Below are 23288 nucleotides of genomic sequence, written 5' to 3' on the forward strand. Positions count from 1 at the left end.
CTAGGGGTGGGGGCTCGCGGGGGGCCGTCGGTAGCGTTCCCGACGTGGCACTTTCCACCCTTTTCGCGGTTAGGCGGGGCGATTGGCGTGAGTAGCGACTTCCAGTCCGGCGGCGAGAACGAGCGCAAACTGCTCGCCTACCTCAAACGCGCAACGACCGATCTTCGCGAAGCGAAGCGGGCGCTGCAGGAAACGCGCGAGCGCGACGGCGAGCCGATCGCGATCGTCGGCATGGCCTGCCGGTACCCGGGCGGCGTCACGTCGCCCGAGGACCTGTGGAACCTCGTTGCCACCGGAACCGACGCGATCGGCGGCTTCCCCGAGGACCGCGGCTGGCCGCTGGACACGCTGTACGACCCCACCGGCGAGCGGCCCGGCACGACGAACACCCGCGAGGCCGGATTCCTATACGACGCAGCGGAATTCGACCCGGAGTTCTTCGGCATTTCGCCGCGCGAAGCGCTCGCGATGGACGCGCAGCAGCGGATCCTGCTGGAAACCTCGTGGACCGCGCTGGAGCGGGCCGGGATCGTGCCGGAGACGTTGCGCGGCAGCGAAACCGGCGTTTTCACCGGAGTCATGTATCACGACTACGCCGGACACGCGGCCGCCGGCAGCGTCGTCTCCGGCCGGGTCGCTTACGCGCTCGGGCTCGAAGGACCGGCGGTGAGCGTCGACACCGCGTGCTCGTCCTCGCTGGTCGCGCTTCACTGGGCCGCGCAGGCACTCCGTCGCGGCGACTGTTCGCTGGCGCTGGTCGGTGGCGTCACGGTGATGGCCACTCCCGAAACTTTCGTGTATTTCTCCGAGCAGCGCGGGCTTTCCGACGACGGCCGGTGCAAGGCGTTCGCCGCCGCGGCCGACGGAACCGGCTGGGGCGAGGGCGCGGGCGTTCTCGTGGTCGAGCGGCTTTCCGAAGCCCGCCGCAACGGCCACCCGGTGCTCGCCGTGATCCGCGGCTCCGCGGTGAACTCCGATGGCGCGTCCAGCGGTCTGACTGTCCCTAATGGACCCGCGCAGCAGCGAGTGATCCGCCAGGCGCTGGAATCGGCCGGGCTGACCACGGCGGACGTCGACCTCGTCGAGGGCCACGGCACCGGCACGAAGCTCGGTGACCCGATCGAGGCGCAGGCGTTGCTCGCGACCTACGGTCAGGACCGCACTGAGCCGCTGTGGCTGGGCTCGCTCAAGTCGAACATCGGACACACCCAGGCCGCGGCCGGGGTCGGCGGCGTGATCAAGGTCGTGGAGGCGATCCGGCACGGCGTGCTGCCGAAGACGCTGCACGTCGACGCGCCGTCACCGCACGTGGACTGGTCTGCTGGCGAGGTCGAGCTGCTCACCGAGGCCCGTGCGTGGCCGGAGACCGGACGCGCCCGTCGTGCCGCGGTGTCGTCGTTCGGGATCAGCGGCACGAACGCGCACGTGATTGTCGAAGAGGCCGAGCCGGTTGAGGACGCCGCTGGGCCGGTCGAGGTGCCGGTGCTTGCGTGGCCGGTGTCCGCGGATACCGCGGACACGCTCGATGCCCAGGTGAGCCAGCTTGCGGCCGTCGAAGGCTCGCCGACCGATGTCGGTTTCTCCTTGGCCACAACCAGGTCCATGCTTGACCACCGCGCCGTGCTCGTCGGTGCCACGCGCGACGAGCTGCGCGAAGTTCGGGAGCGCCGCACCAACGGGCGTACCGCGTTTCTCTTCACCGGCCAGGGTGCGCAGCGCGCCGGGATGGGCACAGAACTCGCCGCGAAGTATCCGGTGTTCGCTGAGGCGTTCGACGCCGTCTGCAATGAACTCGACCCGCACCTGGACCGTCCACTGAAGACAGTCCTCGACGATGCCGCCGAGTTGGAGCGCACCGGGTTCACTCAGCCCGCGTTGTTCGCCGTCGAGGTGGCGTTGTTCCGGCTGCTGGCGTCGTGGGGGATCAAGCCGGACTTCCTGCTAGGCCACTCGATCGGCGAACTCGCCGCTGCGCACGTCGCCGGGGTTCTCTCGCTCCCGGACGCGGCGGCGTTGGTCGGCGCGCGGGCGCGGCTGATGCAGGCGCTGCCGTCCGGTGGGTCGATGGTGGCTCTGCAGGCGACCGAGGACGAGGTCATGCCACACCTGACCGACGAGGTCAGCATCGCCGCGATCAACGGCCCGGACTCAGTAGTGCTGTCGGGTGCCGAAGACGCTGTCTCCAAGGTGGTGGCGGAATTCGACGGAAGGAGATCTTCGAAGCTCAAGGTGTCGCACGCGTTCCACTCGCCGCTGATGGAGCCGATGCTCGCCGAATTCGCCGTGGTGGCGGAGAAACTCACCTACGCGAAGCCGCAAATCCCGATCGTCTCCACCGTCGGCTGTGGCGAGGATCTGTCCACTTCGGACTACTGGGTGCGTCAGGTCCGCGCAGCCGTCCGGTTCCACGCCGGGGTCGAGAAGTTGGTGGACGAAGGCGTTCGGACGTTTGTCGAGATCGGACCGTCCGCAGTACTCACCGCCGCTGCCCAGAACGGGTTTGACGACGACACCCTCGCGTTCCTACCGGCCCAGCGCAAGGACCGGGGCGAAGCGATCACGGCCGTCACCGCGTTCGCGACGCTGCACGCACGCGGCGTCCCGGTCGACTGGACCGCGTTCTACCCGGGCGCACGTCGCGTCGAGCTGCCGACCTACGCCTTCCGCCGGACCCACTACTGGCTCCCCGCCGACACGACCAGCGGCGACGCGACCGAGCACGGCCAACGGCCCGCGGAACACCCGATGCTGAGTTCCGTCGTCCACCTGCCGGAAACCGACTCGGCGGTGCTTACCGGCCGCCTGTCCACCAGCACCGTCGGCTGGGTCGCCGACCACGTCGTTCTCGGCACGGTTCTGGTGCCCGGGACGGCGTTTGTCGAGCTGGTGCACCGCGCCGCCGCCGAGGTCGGCTGCGCGCACATCGAGGAACTCACCCTCGAAGCACCGCTCACCCTCACCGAAAGCGCGGCGATCCAGGTCTCCGTCGAGGCACCGGAAGAGAACGGCCGCCGCACCGTCACTGTCCACTCGCGACTCGACAGCGCCGAAGCCTGGACCCGGCACGCGAGCGGTTTCGTTGCCCCGACGGCAGAACTTCCGTCGTTCGACCTCACCGAATGGCCGCCCGCCGGTGCCACGAAGGTCGAGCTGGACGACCCGTATACAACCCTCGCCGCCCTCGGCTACGACTACGGTCCGGCTTTCCAATGCCTGCAGGCGATGTGGCAGGACGGCGACGTCATCTACGCGGAGGTCACGCTTCCCGACGGCGCCGAAGCCCGAGAGTACGGCGTCCACCCCGCCCTGCTAGACGCCGCCATGCACGCGCAACTCCTCGGCCCGGCTCCCGAAGGCGGTGCCGAGCCGATGCTGCCGTTCTCGTTCAGCGGCACCACGGTGCATTCGCCGGGCGCGTCGACGCTGCGAGTCCGAGTCGCCCCGGCGGGCACCGACACGATCACCCTGCAGATCGCCGACGCCACCGGCGGCCCGGTCCTGACCGTCGAAGCGCTCGCCGCACGGGCGCTGAAGCTGGCTCCGGCGAAAGACACGCTGTACCGGGTCAATTGGGAGTCCGTCGAGAACATCGGCGAACAGCACGACTTCCGGATCCTCGAAGTGTCCACTTCGGAGTGTCGAGTGCCGGAAGCCGCGCGCGCGGTCGCCGCGAAGGTGCTCGCCGCAATCCAGGAAACGCTCGACGGTGACGGTCGGCTCGCGGTCGTCACGCGCGGCGCGGTGTCCGTAAACGGCGAGGACGTCGATCCGGCATTGGCTACTGCCTGGGGTCTCGTCCGGGCCGCTGCGGCGGAGAATCCCGGCCGATTCGCACTGGTCGACGGTGCCCCGGAGACAGCGTTGGCCACCGGCGAGCCGGAGACAGCAGTCCGCGACGGCCAGGTCTTCGCCCCGAGGTTCGCCACCGTCTCCGCGGAACCGGCCGAAGTGAACTGGGACAAGGTGCTGGTCACCGGTGGTACCGGCGGGCTCGGCGCGGTCGTCGCCCGCCACCTCGTGACCAAGCACGGCGTGCGAGACCTCGTCCTGACCAGCCGTCGTGGAGCGAACGCACCCGGTGCGGCCGAGCTGCGCGACGAGCTGACCGCACTCGGCGCGACGGTCGCGGTCGAAAGCTGCGATGTCACCGACGCGGAGTCGGTGCGGACGCTGCTCGCCAAGACCGGCCAGCTCTCCGCGGTCATCCACGCGGCAGGCGTGCCGTCAGCCGGGCGCGTCGAGACCCTCACCGAGGAAGAAACCGCCCGCGTCTTCGCCCCGAAGGTCGACGGTGCCTGGCACCTGCACGAGCTGACGAGCGACCTCGACGCCTTCGTCCTGTTCTCGTCCGCTGCCAGCACGGTCCTCGCAGCCGGACAGGCCGGATACGCCGCGGCCAATGCCTTCCTCGACGAACTGGCCGAACACCGTCGCGCACAAGGACTTCCGGCGACGTCGCTGTGCTGGGGCGCGTGGTCCGAAGACGGCGGCATGGCTGGCGAACTGTCCGAAGCGGACTTCCGCCGTCTCCGCCGCCTGGGCACGCCGCCGATGGCGACCGCCGAAGCACTCGCCCTCCTCGACGCCAGCCTCGCGTCGACCGAACCGGTGCTTGCCCCGGTCCGCCTGGACCAGGCCGCATTGCGCGCCCGGACCGACGACCTGCCGCCAGTCCTGAGGAACATGGTGCGCCGACCAGCCAAAAAGGCTCCGGCGGCCGCGACCCGGTTGGCAACCGTCCCCGAGGCCGAACGCGAGGAGTACCTGCTCGGCGTGGTGTCGGAGCAGGTCGCCGCGATCCTCGGCTTCGCGAACGCGGCGGCAGTCGAGCCGGAGCGCGCGTTCCAGGAGATGGGGTTCGACTCGCTCACCTCCGTCGAACTGCGCAATCAGCTCGGCGCGCGGACCGGCCTCAAGCTGACCGCGACCATCGTGTTCGACCACCCGACCCCGGCCGCGCTGGCCAAGCGGCTGCACGAGCTGCTCGGCGTGGGCCGCGGTCCGGCCGAACCGCTGCTGAGCGAGATCGACCGGCTGGAAACCCTCCTCGGCGGCGCGGCCGGAACGCTGAACGGGTCGACCGCGAAGGTCGCCGCCCGGCTGGACGCGCTGGTGCGCAAGTGGGCCGACGCGCACGCCGGAGCCGGAACCGAAGCCGATCTGGACGAGGCCACCGACGACGAGCTGTTTGCCGTCCTGGACGACGAATTGGGCATCTCATGAACGGGCAGACCATGAGCAACGAGGACAAGCTCCGCGACTACCTGAAGCGTGCGACGGCCGATCTCAAGCAGGCCCGCCGCCGGCTGCACGAGCTGGAGGCGCGCGACACCGAGCCGATCGCGATCATCGGCATGAGCTGCCGCTATCCCGGGGGCGTGCGGACGCCGGACGACCTGTGGGACCTCGTCGACGAGGGCCGCGACGCGATCGGGGAGTTCCCGGCCGACCGCGGCTGGGACATCGAGGGCGTCTACGACCCGACGCCCGAGCGGCCCGGCAAGACCTACACCCGGCACGGCGGTTTCCTGTACAACGCAGCGGATTTCGACGCCGAGTTCTTCGGCATCAGCCCGCGCGACGCCCGCCGTGCCGACCCGCAGCAGCGGATTCTGCTCGAAGCGTCGTGGGAGGCGTTCGAGCGCGCCGGGCTCGACCCGCACGGGCTCAAGGGCAGCTCGACCGGTGTCTACGCCGGCGTGATGTACCACGACTACAGCGGCGGAAGCCCGGACGGCAGCCTGGTGTCCGGCCAGGTTTCCTACACGCTCGGCCTCGAAGGACCGTCGGTGTCGGTGGACACCGCCTGCTCTTCTTCGCTGGTCGCCCTGCACATGGCCGCGCAGGGGCTGCGTCGCGGCGACTGCTCGCTCGCGCTGGCGAGCGGCGTCGCGGTGATGGGCACGCCGGAGATGTTCGTGGACTTCTGCAGCCGTCGCGGCCTCGCGGCGGACGGCCGGAGCAAGTCGTTCTCCGATGACGCCGATGGCACGTCGTGGGCGGAAGGCGTCGGCGTGCTGGTCTTGGAGCGGCTTTCCGACGCGCAGCGCAACGGGCACCGCGTGCTCGCGCTGCTCCGTGGTTCGGCGGTCAACCAGGACGGGGCCAGCAACGGTTTCTCCGCGCCCAATGGGCCTTCGCAGGTCCGCGTGATCGAGGCCGCGCTCGCCGACGCTGGACTGTCAGTGTCCGATGTGGACGCGGTCGAGGCGCACGGCACTGGAACCGCGCTGGGCGATCCGATCGAAGCCCAGTCGCTGCTGGAAACCTACGGCCAGCGCAGCAGCGGTGCGCCGTTGCTGCTCGGCTCGATCAAGTCGAACATGGGCCACCCGCAGGCCGCCGCCGGCGTCGCGGGCGTGATCAAGATGGTGCAGGCGCTGCAGCACGCGCGACTGCCGAAGACGCTGCACGTCGGGACGCCGTCGAAGCACGTCGACTGGACGTCCGGCGCGGTCGAGCTGCTCACCGAACCGCAGGCGTGGCCCGAGGTGAACCGGCCGCGGCGGGCGGCGGTGTCGTCATTCGGCGTGAGCGGAACGAACGCACACGTGATCCTGGAACAGGCTCCCGCCACTGAGGAAACCACAGCTGCTTCGGCTCCCGTCTACCCGCTGGCCCTGTCGGCGAAGACGCCTGCCGCACTGGCTGAGGCAGCCGGGCAACTGGCTCAAGTGGACAGTAACCTCGCCGACGTCGTGCACACGCTCGTCGCCGGTCGCGCGCCGCTGGACCACCGCGCGGTCGTCGTCGCGCAGGACCGCAAGCAGGCCGAGGAAGCACTGCGCGCCTTGGCTTCCGGTACTTCCCGTCCAGACGTGATCACCGGCACCGCGGACGTGCGTGGACGCACCGTCTTCGTTTTCCCCGGCCAAGGTTCACAGTGGACTGGCATGGCGCTCGACCTCATCGAGCAGTCCCCGGCCTTCGCTGCCCGGATGTCCGAATGCGACACCGCGCTGCGTAAGTTCACCGACTGGTCGGTCATCTCCGTTCTTCGCGGCGAGCCGGGCACTCCGCCTGCTGATCGAGTCGACGTCGTGCAGCCGATGCTGTGGGCGGTCATGGTTTCGCTGGCCGCATTGTGGCGCGCGCACGGCGTCGAGCCGGACATGGTGATTGGCCACTCGCAGGGCGAGATCGCCGCCGCGACTGTCTCGGGTGCACTGTCGCTTGAGGACGGTGCGCTGGTGGTTGCGCTGCGGAGCAAGGCGATCGGCGATGTCCTCGGCGGACGCGGTGGCGGCATGCTCGCGGCGGGCCTCCCGGCGACCGAACTGGAAGAGCGGCTCGGCGCGTGGGACGGCCGGATCTCGGTCGCGGCCGACAACGGCGCGACGTCCGCGGTGCTGTCCGGCGACACCGAAGCCCTTGAGGAGCTGCGCGACCAGTTGGTGGCCGGAGGCTTCCGCGCGAAGCTGGTCCCGGTGGACTACGCGTCGCACTCGGCGCACGTCGAGCATCTCTCGGACCGCCTGCTTGCCGACCTCGACCCGATCGACCCGAGGCGCGGTGACGTCGCGATGACCTCCACGGTCACCCTCGACGCGGTCGAAGAGTCCACTGTGGATGCCGCGTATTGGTTCGCCAACCTGCGCCGCACGGTCCGGTTCGCCCCGGTCGTCGCACAGCTCGCCGAGGCTGGCTACACGCGCTTCATCGAGATCAGCCCGCACCCGGTGCTGGCGATGAGCATTCAGGAGACGCTGGACGAAACCGGTCACCTTGGCTCCGTCGTCGGCACGTTGCGGCGCGACGAGGGTGACCTGGCCCGGTTCGCGACCTCGATGGCGGAGTACTCGGTCCGCGGCGGTTCGGTCGACTGGCTCTCGCTGGTTCACGGCGGCCAGATCGTCGACCTGCCAACCTATCCGTTCCAGCACAAGCGTTTCTGGCACGAAGAGGAAGCCGCCGCAGCTGAAACGGCGACCCCGGTGGCCGACCAGGAGTTCTGGCAGGACGTGACCGGCGGCGACGTCGACGCGCTCGCCACCCGGCTCGGCGTAGGGACCGGCCCGCTCGCCGAGGTCGTCCCGGCACTGGCCGCTTGGCACAGCCGCCGCACCGAACTGTCCACAGTAGACTCGTGGCGGTACCGCGTGTCCTGGGCCCCGCTGTCCGGCGTGGCGAGCGGACTCACCGGCAGCTGGCTGGTCGTCGTCCCGTCCGGGGTCACCCAAGCAACGGAACTGGCGGATGCACTGGCGGAACAGGGCGACGTAGTCCGCCTGGTCGCCGCTGACTACGACCGAACCGCATTGGCCAACCTGCTCAGCGAGGCAACCGCAGTCCGCCCGTTCGACGGCGTCCTGTCGCTGCTCGCCCTGGACGAGAATCCGACGCTCACCACCATCGCGCTTCTGCAAGCCCTACGGGACAACGAGATCGACGCTCCGGCCTGGGTAGTCACCCGAGGTGCCGTCGCAGTCGACGCCTTCTCCGACGCCGACCCCGAAGCCGCGTCGGTATGGGGCCTCGGCACCGTGGTCGCCTTGGACCAGCCCGGCAGCTGGGGCGGTCTGGTGGACGTCACCGACGCATCAGACGCCGCAAAGCTTGCCGCCGTCGTGTCCGGCATCAACGACGAGGACCAGGTCGCGATCCGGCCGTCCGGAGTGTTCGCCAAGCGGATGGTCCGCGCGCCGCTCGGCCCGGACGCGGCCGAACCGTGGCAGCCGCGCGGCACCGTGCTCATCACCGGCGGCACCGGCGCGGTCGGCGGACACGTCGCGCGCTGGCTCGCCTCTCGCGGAGCAGAACATCTGGTGCTGACCAGCCGTCGCGGCCTGGAAGCCGAAGGCGCGCGCGAGCTGGTGGAGGAGCTGTCCGGTACTCGCGTCACCGTCGTGGCCTGCGACGTTGCCGACGAGACGGCGTTGTCCAAGCTGCTCGCCGAGCATCCGCCGACCGCCGTGGTGCACGCCGCCGGGGTGCTGACCCGCGAACCCGCGCTGGCCGACGTCACTCCGGAGGAGTTCACCGCGGCGATCCGCGCGAAGGTCACCGGTGCCGCGCTGCTCGACCGGCTGCTCGGCGACACCGAACTCGACGCGTTCGTCCTGATGTCCTCCGGTGCCGCGGTGTGGGGCACCTCCGGCCAGCCCGCCTACGGCGCCAGCAACGCCTACCTCGACGCGCTGGCCCGCCGCCGTCGCGCGGCCGGGCGTACCGCGACCGCGGTGGCCTGGGGCTCCTGGGGCGGGGGCGGCATGGTCGACGCGGACGCGAGCGATCTGTTGCGCCGCATGGGTTTGGCCGAGATGGACCCGAGGCTGGCCGTCGAAGCCCTCGGCCAGGCACTCGACCGCGACGAGTCCCAGCTGGTCGTCGCGGACATCGACTGGGCCGCGTTCGCGCCGGTCTACCAGCTCGCCCGGCCTCGTCCGCTGCTGCGCGGCATCCCCGAGGCGGCGGCCGACCAGACCGACGCCGAACCGGCGGGCGCGGGCGACCTCGCCACCCGGCTGGCCTCGCTGAGCCCGGCCGAACAGCGCCGGACCGTCCTGGATTTGGTGCGCGGCGAGGTCGCCGCGGTCGCCGGATACGACGACGGCGGCGCGGTCGAACCCGCGCGGGCCTTCAAGGAACTCGGCTTCGACTCGGTGACCGCCGTCGACCTGCGCAACCGGCTCGGCTCCGGCACCGGCCTGAAGCTGCCCGCGACGGTCGCGTTCGACCACGTCAACCCGCAGGCGCTGGCCGAGCACCTGTGGAGCCAGCTGTGCGCGGGCGAGACGGAGGTCCCGATCGAGGCCGGGCTCGACCGGCTCGAAGCGGCGGCCGCCGCGCTCGACGCCGCGGAGATCGACCGGTCCCGCATCCTGCCCCGGCTGCAGGCGGTCGTCGCCGCGCTGCACCAGACGCTGTCGGGCGGCCAGTCCGGCTCCGAAGCGCTCGAAGCGGCCACCACCGACGAACTGTTCGCCCTCATCGACGACGAACTCGGCGCCTGACCCCTGTTGTCCGTGAAGGGCTCCTTCCGGGAATCAGATTCCCTCAAGGAGCCCTTCACGGACAGCCCGAAACCGCGACAAGAGGTTCTCCAGATGTCTGACGAAGCCAGGACCGACGAAACCAAGCTGGTCGACTACCTGAAGCGGGTCACCGCCAACCTGCAGGAGACGCGGGCGCGGCTGCGCGCGGTCGAGGCCGCCGAATCCGAGCCGATCGCGATCGTGGCGATGGGCTGCCGCTATCCCGGCGGCGTCCGGTCCGCCGACGATCTGTGGGAGCTGGTCGCGCAGGGCCGCGACGCGATCGGGGAGTTCCCGTCCGACCGCGGCTGGGCGCTGGACCGGCTGTTCGACGCCGATCCGGACAGCCCCGGCACGAGCTACGTCTCCGAAGGCGGGTTCGTGCACGAAGCGGGCGAGTTCGACGCGCCGTTCTTCGGCATCTCGCCGCGCGAGGCGCTGGCGATGGACCCGCAGCAGCGGATCGTGCTGGAGCTGGCGTGGGAGACCTTCGAACGGGCTGGCATCGCGCCGCACTCGCTGGCGAAACAGCAGGTCGGCGTGTTCGTCGGCAGCGGCGGCCAGGACTACTACGACGAGCTGCCGCCGTCCGTGCTCGCGGGCGAGGTCGAGGACTACCTCAGCACGGGCAACGCGGGCTCGGTCATCTCCGGCCGGATCGCCTACGCGCTCGGACTGGAAGGCCCGGCCGTCACGATCGACTCCGCGTGCTCGTCTTCGCTGGTCGCGCTGCACTTGGCGGTCCAGTCGCTGCGCCAGCGGGACTGCTCGCTCGCGTTGGCGGGCGGTGTCATGATCATGTCGCGCCCGGGTCCGTTCCTCGCGTTCAGCCGTCAGCGCGGTCTTGCTGCCGACGGTCGGTGCAAGGCGTTCTCCGACAGCGCGGACGGCACCGGTTGGGCCGAGGGCGCGGGAACCCTGCTGCTGGAACGACTTTCCGACGCGCAGCGCAACGGACACCCGGTGCTCGCGGTCGTGCGCGGCTCCGCGGTGAACTCCGATGGCGCGTCCAACGGCCTCACCGCGCCGAACGGTCCTTCGCAGCAGCGGGTGATCCGGCAGGCGCTGGCCAACGCCCGGCTGTCGGCGTCCGATGTGGACGCTGTCGAGGGCCACGGCACTGGCACCACGCTCGGCGATCCCATTGAGGCGCAAGCATTGCTGGCCACCTACGGCCAGGACCGCGTCGAACCGCTGTGGCTCGGCTCGATCAAGTCGAACATCGGCCACGCGCAGGCAGCGGCGGGCGTCAGCGGCGTGATCAAGATGGTGCAGGCGATGCGACACGGTCTGCTGCCACGCACGCTGCACGTCACCGAACCGTCCACAGAGGTCGATTGGACGTCTGGCGCGGTCGAGTTGCTGCGTACCGAGCGTCCGTGGGCGGCTGGGGAACGGCCGCGTCGCGCGGGCGTTTCGTCGTTCGGCGTAAGCGGCACCAACGCGCACATCATCCTGGAGGAAGCCCCTGAGGTGGAGGCCGCTGCGCCGGTTACGCCGAGCTGGCCGGAGGGCGTCGCGGTCCCGCTGCCGCTGGCTGGCCACGGGAGCGCGGCGCTGCGAGCACAGGCCGGTCAGCTGGTCTCGTCTGCTGCGACCCCGCTTGACCTGGGCTTTTCGCTCGCCACCTCGCGGTCGCCGCTGTCGCATCGCGCAGTCGTGCTGGCCGAAGACCCGAAGCAGGCCATCGCCGCGCTCGCGGACGGCGTCGCCACTCCGGACGTCGTGACCGGCACGCAGGTGGAAGGACTGACCGCGTTCCTCTTCTCTGGTCAAGGCGCGCAGCGAGCCGGGATGGGGGCCGTGCTGGCCGCTGCGTTCCCGGTCTTCCGCGAGGCACTGGACGAGGTCTGCGCCGAACTGGACCAGCACCTCGACCGTCCACTCAAGACGGTCCTGTTCGAGAAACCGCGGCTGATCAACCAGACCGGTTACACCCAGCCCGCGCTCTTCGCGATCGAGGTCGCGTTGTTCCGGCTGCTCGCGTCGTGGGGGATCAAACCGGACTTCCTGCTCGGCCACTCGATCGGCGAACTCGCCGCCGCACACGTTGCCGGAGTCTTCTCGCTGGCCGACGCCGCTACCTTGGTCGCCGCGCGGGCGAGCCTGATGCAGGCGCTCCCGTCCGGCGGTTCGATGGTGGCTCTGCAGGCGACCGAGGACGAGGTCACGCCGCACCTGACTGACGAGGTCAGCATCGCCGCGATCAACGGCCCGGACTCCGTGGTGCTTTCCGGCACTGAGGACGCCGTCGCCGCGGTGGTGGCGGAGTTTTCCGCAAGGAAGTCTTCGAAGCTCAAGGTGTCGCACGCGTTCCACTCGCCGTTGATGGAGCCGATGCTCGCGGAGTTCGCTGCCGTAGCCCGCGGCCTGACCTATCACCAGCCGGAAATCCCGCTGGTCTCCACGGTCGGCCCGGACGTCGACATGTCCACTCCGGACTACTGGGTCCGCCAGGTGCGCGCCGCGGTCCGATTCCACGACGGCATCGGAACCCTTGCCGCACAAGGCGTCGGACGCTTCGTCGAGGTCGGTCCGGACGGTGTGCTGTCCGCACTGGTTCGCCAGACGTCCGACGCCCTCGTGGTCCCGGTGCTCCGCAAGGACCGCGAAGAACCGGCCGCTGCGCTCACCGCGCTGGCCGAGCTGTTCGTCAGCGGGTTGACCCCGGACTGGGCAGCGGTCTTCACCGACCGAGGTGCCCAGCGCGTCGACCTGCCGCCGTATGCCTTCCAGCGCAAGCGTTACTGGCTCGACGCCCGCGCGAACCGCGACGAGGTCACCGCCGCCGGGCTGACGTCCGCCGGGCACCCGCTGCTCGGTGCCGCCGTCGCGCTCGCCGACACCGACGGCGTCGTACTCACTGGCCGGCTGTCCGTCGAAACGCACCCGTGGCTGGCCGAACACCAACTCGGCGACGCGGTCACCGTGCCCGGCACTGCGTTCCTGGAACTGGTCGTTCGCGCCGGAGACCAGGTCGGCTCCGGCCGGATCGAGGAACTGACCCTGGGCAGCCCGCTCGTGCTGCCCGCGCGCGGCGGCATCCAGGTGCAGGTCACCGTCGGTGCGGCGGGGGAGCGCGACGTCCGCTCGGTGACTGTCCACTCGCGACCCGAGGACGACGATGCCGATTGGACCCTGCACGCAAGCGGCAGCGTCGCCCCGCAGTCGGCTAGCGGCGGTACTGAGCTGACCGAATGGCCACCCGCTGGCGCGGAGTCGGTCGCCATCGACGGTCTGTACGACGACTTCGCCGACACCGGCCTGACATATGGCCCGCTTTTCCGTTCCCTGCAAGCAGTCTGGCAGCGCGACGGCGAGATCTTCGCCGAAGTCGCGTTGCCGGAGGACAGCGACGCCGACCGCTTCGGCCTCCACCCGGCCGCGCTCGACGCGTGCACCCACGCGCTGCGCGTCGCCGGTGGCGGCGACGGCGGTGTCGGTCGGGTTCCGTTCTGTTGGACCGGAGTCGAGCTGCACGCCACCGGTGCGTCCGCGCTGCGCGTGCGCTTCACCCCGACCACAGTGGACGGTTTCACGATCGCCCTCGCCGACCCGACCGGCGCGCCAGTCGCGACGGTCGCCGAGACGGTGTTCCGCGCCTTTGCCGCGCCGGTCGCCGAACAGGCCGCGCCGCTGTACCGGATCGAATGGCAGCGGTCCGCGGACGTTGAAGCCACTGTGGACACTGCCGATGTTCAGCTTCTCGAGTGCATTGGCGAATCCGGCACCGCGGCGGAGACACACGAACTCACCCACCGCGTACTGGCTGCTCTTCAGGCGTGGCTGTCCGAGGAACACCCCGCGCAAGCCCGGCTCGTAGTGGTCACGCGCGGCGCGGTCCCGGCCGCCGGAGACGTCACCGACCTCGCCGCCTCCGCGGTCTGGGGCCTGGTCCGCTCCGCGCAGGAGGAGAACCCGGACGCCTTCGTCCTGCTCGACCTCGACGCCGAAACCACGCCGGAAGCAGTGTTGCCGCAGGTCCTGGCCTCGGGCGAGGCTCAAGCGGCGGTCCGGCTCGGCACCGTCCTGGTGCCCCGGCTGGTCCGTACGACGCCCGAGCTGGAGCGGCCGTACTTCTGCCCGCACGGCACCGTGCTGGTCACCGGCGCGTCCGGCGCGCTGGGCGGAAAACTCGCCCGGCACCTGGTCGCCGAGCACGGCGTCCGCCGGTTGCTGCTGCTCAGCCGCCGGATCACGCCCGCCCTCGACCAGTTGGCTGCTGAGCTGCGCGAAAGCGAGGTCGACGTCCGGCTGGAGCGCTGCGACGTCGCCGACCGCGAGGCACTGGCCGGCGTGCTTGCGTCACTGCCGGAGGAAAACCCGCTCACCGCGGTCGTGCACGCCGCGGGCGTTCTCGACGACGGTGTGGTGACCGCTTTGACCCCCGAGCGAGTCGACGCTGTGCTCGCCCCGAAGGTCGACGGCGCGCTGAACCTGCACGAACTCACCCGCGAGATCGCGCTGTCCGCGTTCGTGCTGTTCTCGTCGGTCTCCGGCGTGCTCGGCGCGCCCGGACAGGGCAGCTACGCCGCAGCCAACGCGTACCTGGACGCCCTCGCGTCGCACCGCGTCGCGCACGGTCTGCCGGGTCTGTCGCTGGACTGGGGCCTGTGGGGCGAGGTCGGCGGCATGGGCGGCACGCTCACCGAAGAGGAGGTGCAGCGGCTCGCGGCCAGCGGCATCGTGCCACTGTCCACTGCGGAGGGTCTGGCGATGTTCGACCGCGCCATCGCCGTCCGCAAGCCGACCGCCGTCCCTGCCAAGCTCGACCTGCCGGTGCTGCGCAAACTCGACCGGCTCCCGCGCACCCTGGAGCAGCTCGTCGGCCGCACTACGCGCCGGGTCGCCGCCGCCGCGGAGTCCTCTGTGGACTCATTCGCCGCGCGGCTGTTGGGGCTGCCGGAAGAAGACCGTCGCGACGCAGTGCTGGAACTGGTGCGCAGCCACGCCGCCACCGTGCTCGGTTACCGTGCCGCGCACGAGATCGAGCCGTCGGCACAGTTCCAGTCACTCGGTTTCGACTCGCTGACCGCGATCGAACTCCGCAACGGCCTCACCACGGCGACCGGCCAGCGACTGCCCGCGACGCTGATCTTCGACCACCCGACGCCGACCGCGCTCGCCGCACACCTGCTCGACGAACTGGCGGGCACTTCCGTCGAGATCTGCACAGTGTCTACTAAGGACAAAACCGACGAGCCGATCGCGATCGTCGGCATGGCCTGCCGTCTGCCCGGCGGCGTCACCTCGCCGGAACAGCTGTGGGAACTGGTCGCCGAGGGCCGCGACGCGATCGGGGACTTCCCGGCCGACCGCGGCTGGGACATCGACGGCCTGCTCGACCCGACCGGCCGCCGTCCCGGCACGACCTACGTCGCCCGCGGCGGATTTGTCTACGACGCGGGCGATTTCGACCCGACGTTCTTCGGTGTCTCGCCGAAGGAAGCGCCGATGATCGACCCGCAGCAGCGGTTGCTGCTCGAAGCGTCCTGGGAAGCACTGGAGCGGTCCGGGATCGACCCGGTTTCGCTTAAGGGCAGCCCGACCGGCGTGTATGCGGGCGTCCAGTACCACGACTACGTCGGCGCGAACAGCGCTGGCTCGATCGTCACCGGCCGCGTTTCCTACACCCTCGGCCTCGAAGGTCCGGCCGTCTCCGTCGACACCGCGTGCTCGTCCTCGCTGGTCGCGATGCACATGGCGGCCCAGGCGCTGCGCGGCGGCGACTGCTCGCTCGCGCTGGCCGGCGGCGTCACCGTGATGGCCACGCCGGAGACCTTTGTGGAGTTCAGCCGTCAACAAGGCCTCGCCGCCGACGGCCGGTGCAAGGTGTTCTCCGACGACGCCGACGGCACCACCTGGTCCGAAGGCGTCGGCGTGCTGGTGCTGGAGCGACTTTCCGACGCCCGCGCCAACGGCCACCCGGTACTCGCTGTCCTCAAGGGCAGCGCGGTGAACCAGGACGGCACGTCGAACGGCCTGACCGCGCCGAACGGTCCCGCGCAGCAGCGAGTGATCCGCGCCGCGCTGGCCGATGCCGGACTAGAACCGTCCGATGTGGACGCCGTCGAAGCGCACGGCACCGGGACGAAGCTCGGCGACCCGATCGAAGTCCAGGCGCTGCTGGCCACTTACGGCACGCAGACGTCGGCGGACCGTCCGTTGTGGATTGGTTCGGTGAAGTCCAACATTGGACACACGCAAGCCGCCGCGGGCGCAGCAGGCGTGATCAAGATGATCGAAGCGATGCGGCACGGCGAACTTCCCGCGACGCTGCACGTGAGCAAACCGTCGAACGAGATCGACTGGTCCACGGGTGCGGTGCGAGTGCTCGCCGAGCCGGTGAAGTGGCTGCCGAACGGCCACACCCGACGCGTCGGCGTCTCGTCCTTCGGCGTGAGCGGCACGAACGCGCACGTCATTCTGGAGGAAGGCGACCGTCGCGAGGTCACCGCCTCGACGGGCCCGGAGTACGACGGCCCGGTCGCCTGGCCCGTCTCGGGTCGTGGTGCAGCAGCGTTGCAGGCCAAGGCTGAGCAGCTGATGTCCTATGTAGACGAGGATCCGGAAGGCAGCCTCGCCGACATCGGCCTCTCGCTGGCGACCGGCCGCAGTGCGTTCGACCGTCGCGCAGTGCTGATCGGCAGCCGTTCGCCGCAGTTCGTGCGCGGCCTGGCGGCCTTGGTGGACGAGGAGGACGCACGCGGCGTCGTCCGTGGCATCGCCACCGGTAGTGGCCGGACCGCGTTCCTGTTCGCGGGCCAGGGTTCTCAGCGGGCGCAGATGGGCACGCAGCTGGCCGCGCGGTACCCGGCGTTCGCCAAGGCTTACGACGAGGTGTGCGCCGAACTCGACAAGCACCTCGACCGGCCGCTGCGCGAAGTGATCGAAAGCGGCGACGGCCTGGACGAGACCCACTGGACGCAACCGGCACTGTTCGCGCTGGAAGTCGCGCTGTTCCGTACGGTCCGGTCCTGGGGCGTGAAGCCGGATCTGCTGGCTGGACACTCGATCGGCGAACTCGCCGCCGCGCACTGCGCTGGTGTGTTCTCGCTGGCCGATGCCGCGAAGCTCGTGGTTGCCCGCGGCAAGCTGATGCAGGCGCTGCCGACCGGCGGCGCGATGGTCGCGATCGACGGAACTCCCGAGGCGGTTCGCGAAGCAGCCGGGGACTCTGTGGACATTGCCGCCGTGAACGGCCCGACCGCAGTCGTGATCTCCGGTACCGCGGAAGCGGTCGCCGAAGTCGCGGCGAAGTTCGAGCGCACCAAGCAACTCCGCGTCTCGCACGCGTTCCACTCGCGACTGATGGACCCGATGCTCGCCGAATTCCGCACTGTCGCGGAAGGACTGTCCTATGCGGACCCGCGAATCCCGATCATCTCCACGGTCACCGGCGAACCCGCAGACAACCTGACCTCGCCGGAGTACTGGGTAAACCAGGTCCGCGAAGGCGTGCAGTTCCGCGACGCGGTCATCCGGGCCGCTGCGGACGGCGTGACCCGCTTCCTCGAACTGGGCCCGGACACCACGCTCACCGCGATGACCGACGCCTGCCTCGACGATCGTCCGGACGGTCTCGTGCTCGCCTCGCTGCTGCACAAGGAGCAGGATGAGGCGGTCGCCGCGCTGACCAGTGTCGCGCAACTGCACGTCAGCGGCGTCGACGTCGACTGGTCGGCGATCTACGCACCGACCGGCGCGCACCCGGTGCCGGTGCCGACATATCCGTTCCAGCGCCAGCGTTACTGGCTGGAGAGCACAGCCGCCGGACCGGGCCAGGAAGACCACCCGCTGCTCGGTACCGCGACGGAGCTGGCTGGCGCGGAGGGCCTCCTGTTCGCCGGACGGCTGTCCGTCGGCACGCACCCGTGGCTGGCCGACCACATTGTCGGCGGCTCGATCCTGTTCCCCGGAACGGGTTTCGTCGAGATGGCGATCCGGGCTGGCGACGAGGCCGGGTGCCCGCGGCTGGACGAGCTGACGCTGGAGTACCCGCTGGTGGTGCCGGAGCGAACCGGCGTGCGCGTGCAGTTCGCGCTCGACGCCGCAGAAAACGGCATTCGGACGTTCACTGTCCACTCACGACCGGAAGGCGCGGCGGACGGCGTCCCATGGACCCGGCACGCCACCGGATGTCTGGCCAAGGCGGGCAAGTCGGAGAAGTTCGACCTGTCCGCGTGGCCGCCCGCCGCCGAGCAGGTGCAACTCGAAGGCACCTATGAGGAATTGGCCGCCGACGGCCTCGCATACGGTCCGTCGTTCCGCGGTCTCGTCGCTGCTTGGAAGGGCGATGGCGAAGCGTTCGCGGAGATCCAGCTGCCCGCCACGGTGTCCGATGTGGACCGTTACGGCATCCACCCGGCAGTCCTCGACGCCGCCTTGCACACCATCGGCGTCTCCGGCGCGGTCGGCGACGAACCGGCGCTGCCGTTCGCCTGGGAAGGCGTCCGGCTGCACGCAGTCGGCGCGACGACGCTGCGGGTGCACGTCAAGCAGATCGGCTCCGGTGCGGCCGCACTGAAGATCGCCGACGCCACCGGTGCGCCGGTAGCTTCAGTGGAGTCGCTCCTGCTGCGCCCGATGTCCGCACAGCCGCAGGCCGCCGAAACCGGTGGCATGGAGTCGCTGTTCCGCCTCGCGTGGGAGCAGACCGACCTCGACGCGGTCGCCGAGGTCACCGACTGGACTGTGGTCGGTGACGACCCGTTCGGCCTCGCCGACGCCCTCAGCGCCACCGCCGCGACCAGCATCGACGACGCCTCAGGCCTGGTTGTGCTGCCTGCCGCCGGTGACGACGTGCACGCGGAACTGCACCGAGTCCTCGGCGAACTGCAGACGTTCCTCGGCCGTCCGGAAGGCTCGCTGCTGGTGGTCACCCGAGGCGCGGTCGCGGCTGACGCCGAGGAAAGCCCCGACCCGGTCGGAGCCGCGGTGGCCGGACTGGTCCGTTCGGCGCAAGCCGAGCACCCGGACCGGATCACCCTGGTCGACCTCGGCACCGGAACCCCTAGCGGCCGCACCCTTGCCGCGGTGTCGGCGTCGGACGAACCGCAGGTCGCTCTCCGCGCCGGAGCGGTCCTGGTGCCAAGGCTGCAGCGGGCGGCGGACGCGGCTGCGGCACCCGTCTGGGACCCGGACGGCACGGTGCTGATCACCGGCGCGACCGGCGCGCTCGGCGGTTCCGTTGCGAGGCACCTGGTGACCGAACACGGCGTGCAGAACCTCCTGCTCGTCAGCCGTCGCGGTGCAGATGCGCCGGGCGCGACCGAGCTGCGGGACGAACTGACCGGTCTCGGCGCCGAAGTCACGCTCGCCGCCTGCGATGTGGCCGACCGCGCCGCGGTTTCCGCGCTACTGGACGGAGTTGACCTGCGCGGAGTCGTGCACGCAGCCGGTGTCCTGGACGACGGTGTCCTGACTTCCCTTACCCCAGAACGTCTCGACAAGGTCCTGCGCCCGAAGGTCGACGCAGCGGCAACGCTCGACGAGCTGACCCGTGACCGCAACCTGACCGCGTTCGTCCTGTTCTCCTCGGCCGCCGGCGTGCTCGGCGCACCGGGCCAGGGCAGCTACGCCGCGGCCAACGCCTACCTCGACGCACTGGCGGTCCGCCGCCGCCGCGAAGGTCTCGCGGGCTCCTCGCTCGCCTGGGGCCTGTGGGGCGGCGGCATGGGCGCGGCACTGGAGGACGCGGACGCCCACCGCATCGGCGAAACCGGCATCACCGCTCTGTCCACTGAGGACGGTCTGCGACTGCTGGACGCTGCAGCGGGTTCACCCGAACCGCTGCTCGTGCCGATCGCGCTGGACACCCGTGTCCTGGCGTCCTCGGGCGACGACGATCTCCCAGCCGTCTTACGCGAACTCGCCGGCACTCGCGGCCGTCGCGCGGCTCAGGACGCCGCAGAGGACACCGAATCGCTGGCGCAGAAACTCGGCGCGCTGCCGCCGGGCAAGCGGGTGCCGACCGTGCTCACCCTGGTGCGCACGCACGCGGCGACGCTGCTCGGGCACGCCGGTCCGGAGGCGGTGGAAGCGGACCGCTCATTCAACGAGGTCGGCTTCGATTCCTTGTCCGCCACCGGATTCCGCAACAAGCTCAGCCTCGTCACCGGCTTGAAGCTGCCGGTGAGCCTGATCTTCGACTACCCGACGCCCCGGATCCTCGCCGAGCACCTGGTGTCCGAGCTGGCTCCGGCCGAAACTGCGCCGGAACCGTTGTCGGAACAGGGAATCCGCGACGCTCTGTCGGTGATCCCGCTGGAGCGGCTGCGTTCGGCCGGTCTGCTGGACGGTCTGCTCGAACTGGCGGGCATCCAGGTTCCGGAGCAGGCGGAGCGCCTCGAAGACGAACCGTCCGCAGTGGACGAGGACACGATCGACGAGCTGGACGCAGACGCGTTGATCAGCATGGCGATCGGGGGCGGGGACGACGATTAGCCCACCCCTATCGGGCCCGGCCGGTATTGCCGCTCTCGCGGCCGCTGTGGCCCACTTGATCCCGACAGTTTCCCCGCTTGACCGAACCGAGGAGAGGTAACCCGATGGTCACCGGCTACGCAATCGAAGCACGGGGGCTGCGCAAGTCCTACGGCGATGTCGACGTCCTGGAAAGCGTCGACCTCAGCGTCGAGCGGGGCACGATGTTCGCGCTGCTGGGCCCCAACGGCGCCGGCAAGACCACGACGGTGCGGATCCTCAGCACCCTCCTGGAGGCCGACGGCGGGACGGCGACCGTGAACGGTCACGATGTCTCCAAGCGCACCCGCAAGGTCCGCGAGCAGATCGGCCTCACCGGACAGAACACCGCGGTCGACGAACTGCTCACCGGACGCGAAAACCTGGAAATGATGGGTCGGCTGTTCCACCTGCCGATCGCGCGGGCGAAACAGCGGGCCACCGAACTGCTCGCCCAGTTCGACCTCGAAGAAGCCGCGAGCCGCCCGGTGAAGACCTACTCCGGCGGCATGCGGCGCCGCCTCGACCTCGCGATCAGCCTGATCACGTCGCCGCCGGTGCTGTTCCTCGACGAGCCCACCACGGGTCTCGACCCGCGCAGCCGCTCGGCGATGTGGGACGCGATCCGCAAGCTGCTCGACGGCGGCACCACGGTCCTGCTCACCACGCAGTACCTCGACGAGGCCGACCAGCTCGCCGACCGGATCGCGGTCATCGACAAGGGCCGCGTCGTCGCCGAGGGCACCGCCACCGAGCTGAAGCGCCGGGTCGGCACCGAACGGCTCAAGCTGACCTTCGCGTCGGTCGCCGAAGCGGGCCACGCGCAGCAGGTCACCGGCGGCGTGCTGCTGGACGAGACGGTCAGCGTCCCGATCGACCACCCCGGCCAGGTGCGGGCGACGCTCAACCGGGTCGCCGACGCCGGCCTCGAGCCCGCCGGGATCGACCTGTCCGAGCCGACGCTCGACGACGTGTTCCACACCCTCACCTCAACCGCGGGAGCGAAGTGATGACCCAGACCTTGTCCAGGGAAACCGAGGGGGCGCAGATCCCCGCGGCGCCCGACAGCGCCGGGCTGGCGTCAGTGCTGTCCGACTTCCGCGTGCTGATCGGGCGCAACGTCAAGCACATCACGCGGAACCCGGAGATGCTGCTGCAGGCGGTGTCGCTGCCGATCGTGCTGCTGCTGCTGTTCCGCTTCATGTTCGGGCCCGCGATCAACGTGCCCGGCATGGCCTACGTCGACTACCTCGTGCCCGGCCTGCTGGCGATCAGCATCGGCTTCAACTCGACCTCCACGGTCGTCGGCGTCGCCGCGGACCTCACCCAGGGCCTCGTGGAACGCTTCCGTTCGATGCCGATGTTCGGCCCGGCCGTGCTGGTCGGCCACGTTGCCGCCGGGATGCTGCGCAGCCTCGTGTCATTCGTGATCATGGTGGCGATCGGCTTCGCGATCGGCTTCCGCCCCGGCGGCAGCGCCCTCGGCTGGCTCGCCGCGATCGGCCTGCTTGTTTTGTTCGCAGCAGGCGTCTTCTGGCTGGCGGTACTGCTCGGCTCGATCGCGAAGACCGTCGAAGGCGCCGGTGGGCTCGGCATGATCCTCGTGTTCGTGCCGTACGCGTCCAGCGCTCTCGTGCCGACCCAGGCAATGCCCGGCGTGCTGCGGGTCATCGTGGACAACCAGCCGTTCACGGTCCTGATGGACGCCGTGCGCGCCCTGATGAACGGCACCCCCGCTGGTGGCACGGCGTGGCTCGCCCTCGCCTGGTGGGGCGTGATCACCGCCGCGGCCTCGTTCCTCGCGGTGCGCAAGTTCAACCGGCGCACCAAGGGCTGAGTTCTCTTTCGGACGAAGGGCGACCCGCACCGCCGCGGGTCGCCCTTTCGCCGTGCCTAGGGGACCCCGATTCCGCTAGATCCGCTTTAGATCGTTCCGGCACTCTCTGTGGAGTAGAGAGGACCACTGCGTGAAGTGAGGTGGCGCAATGCCGACCCGGGTGATGGAAAAGCCGGTCGATCCCGTGGCCGCGTGGCTGGCCCCGCTGGCGGACGACCCAGCGGGCGCCGTCGCGTTCCTCTCGGAAGTAACCGACCGCGTATCCAGGACCCACGGCTCCGGCCGAGTCCTGGTCCCCGGCGGCGGCCCAGTAGCGGACGCACTGGCCGGAGAGGGCTACGAAGTCCACCTGGAACCCGGCCCGCGCTTCGACGCCGGCTACCTGGGCGCGGACGTGCTCTCCCGCCTGCCAGACCAACGAGACCAGCTGCGCGCGATAGGCCGCTACAGCCGCCTGCTGCGCCCCGGCGGCGCCCTAGTGGTGCAGGGCCGCCACCCGGACCCGGCCTGCTGGACCGCAGACGCCCGCGTACGAGCAGTAGACGACGTGAGGCAGATCGTGCACCTAGCCGACTCCGCACTGCCGTTGCGATACGTATGGCCCGCGGAACTGGACCTGATGGCAGAACTGGCAGGCCTAGCCTTAGACAGCCGCTGGGGCGGCTGGTACGGAGAACCGGTGACCTGCGGCGGTTTCGTAGTCTCGGTCTACCGCAGCTGAAAGCCGTGAGGGGAACCCTCACGGACTCTGATTCCCTGAGGGTTCCCCTCACGTCCCTTCGAAAGTCCGTGAAGGGCTCCTTGAGGGAATCTAATTCCCTCAAGGAGCCCTTCACGGACCACCCGCCCGCCACCCAACCGCAGCCGATGCACCCAACCCACCAGTGCACCCACACCACCCCCGCACCCCGATACGAAGCCTTCTCTGCGGTCTGAGGGTGGTTGTCAAGGCATCTTTCCCGCCTTGACAACCACCCTCAGACCGTCAGCACAATCAGCTTCGGGGTGCCCCA

At 70.2% G+C, this 23288-nt stretch carries 5 protein-coding genes and 1 pseudogene; all 6 read left to right on the plus strand.

The features are described 5' to 3' along the window. Window positions 1-207: 207 nt before the first annotated feature. Window positions 208-5223: pseudogene (locus D0D37_RS39495) on the plus strand (type I polyketide synthase); the annotation flags it as partial. 11 nt (window positions 5224-5234) lie between these two features. Next, complete coding sequence (locus D0D37_RS39500) at window positions 5235-9953, plus strand: type I polyketide synthase (RefSeq protein WP_116205694.1); 4719 nt, start codon at window positions 5235-5237, stop codon at window positions 9951-9953. Between the two features lie 93 nt (window positions 9954-10046). Beyond that, the gene (locus D0D37_RS39505; protein ID WP_208720427.1) at window positions 10047-20420 is read left to right on the plus strand and encodes a type I polyketide synthase; all 10374 of its coding nucleotides are present in this window, start codon (window positions 10047-10049) and stop codon (window positions 20418-20420) included. A 104-nt stretch (window positions 20421-20524) separates the two neighbouring features. After that, the gene (locus D0D37_RS39510) at window positions 20525-21448 is read left to right on the plus strand and encodes an ATP-binding cassette domain-containing protein (protein WP_116205692.1); all 924 of its coding nucleotides are present in this window, start codon (window positions 20525-20527) and stop codon (window positions 21446-21448) included. Then, a complete protein-coding gene (locus D0D37_RS39515; RefSeq protein ID WP_116205693.1) occupies window positions 21448-22275 on the plus strand; it encodes an ABC transporter permease in 828 nt (275 codons plus the stop codon). Before D0D37_RS39510 ends, D0D37_RS39515 begins: the two co-directional genes overlap by 1 nt. Before the next feature lie 148 nt (window positions 22276-22423). Continuing rightward, window positions 22424-22996: a hypothetical protein gene (locus tag D0D37_RS47625; RefSeq protein WP_208720428.1), complete on the plus strand. Its 573-nt coding sequence runs from the start codon at window positions 22424-22426 to the stop codon at window positions 22994-22996. The last annotated feature ends 292 nt before the right edge of the window (window positions 22997-23288 follow it).

This window comes from Amycolatopsis circi, from assembly GCF_003385235.1.
GTDB classification, from domain to species: domain Bacteria; phylum Actinomycetota; class Actinomycetes; order Mycobacteriales; family Pseudonocardiaceae; genus Amycolatopsis; species Amycolatopsis circi.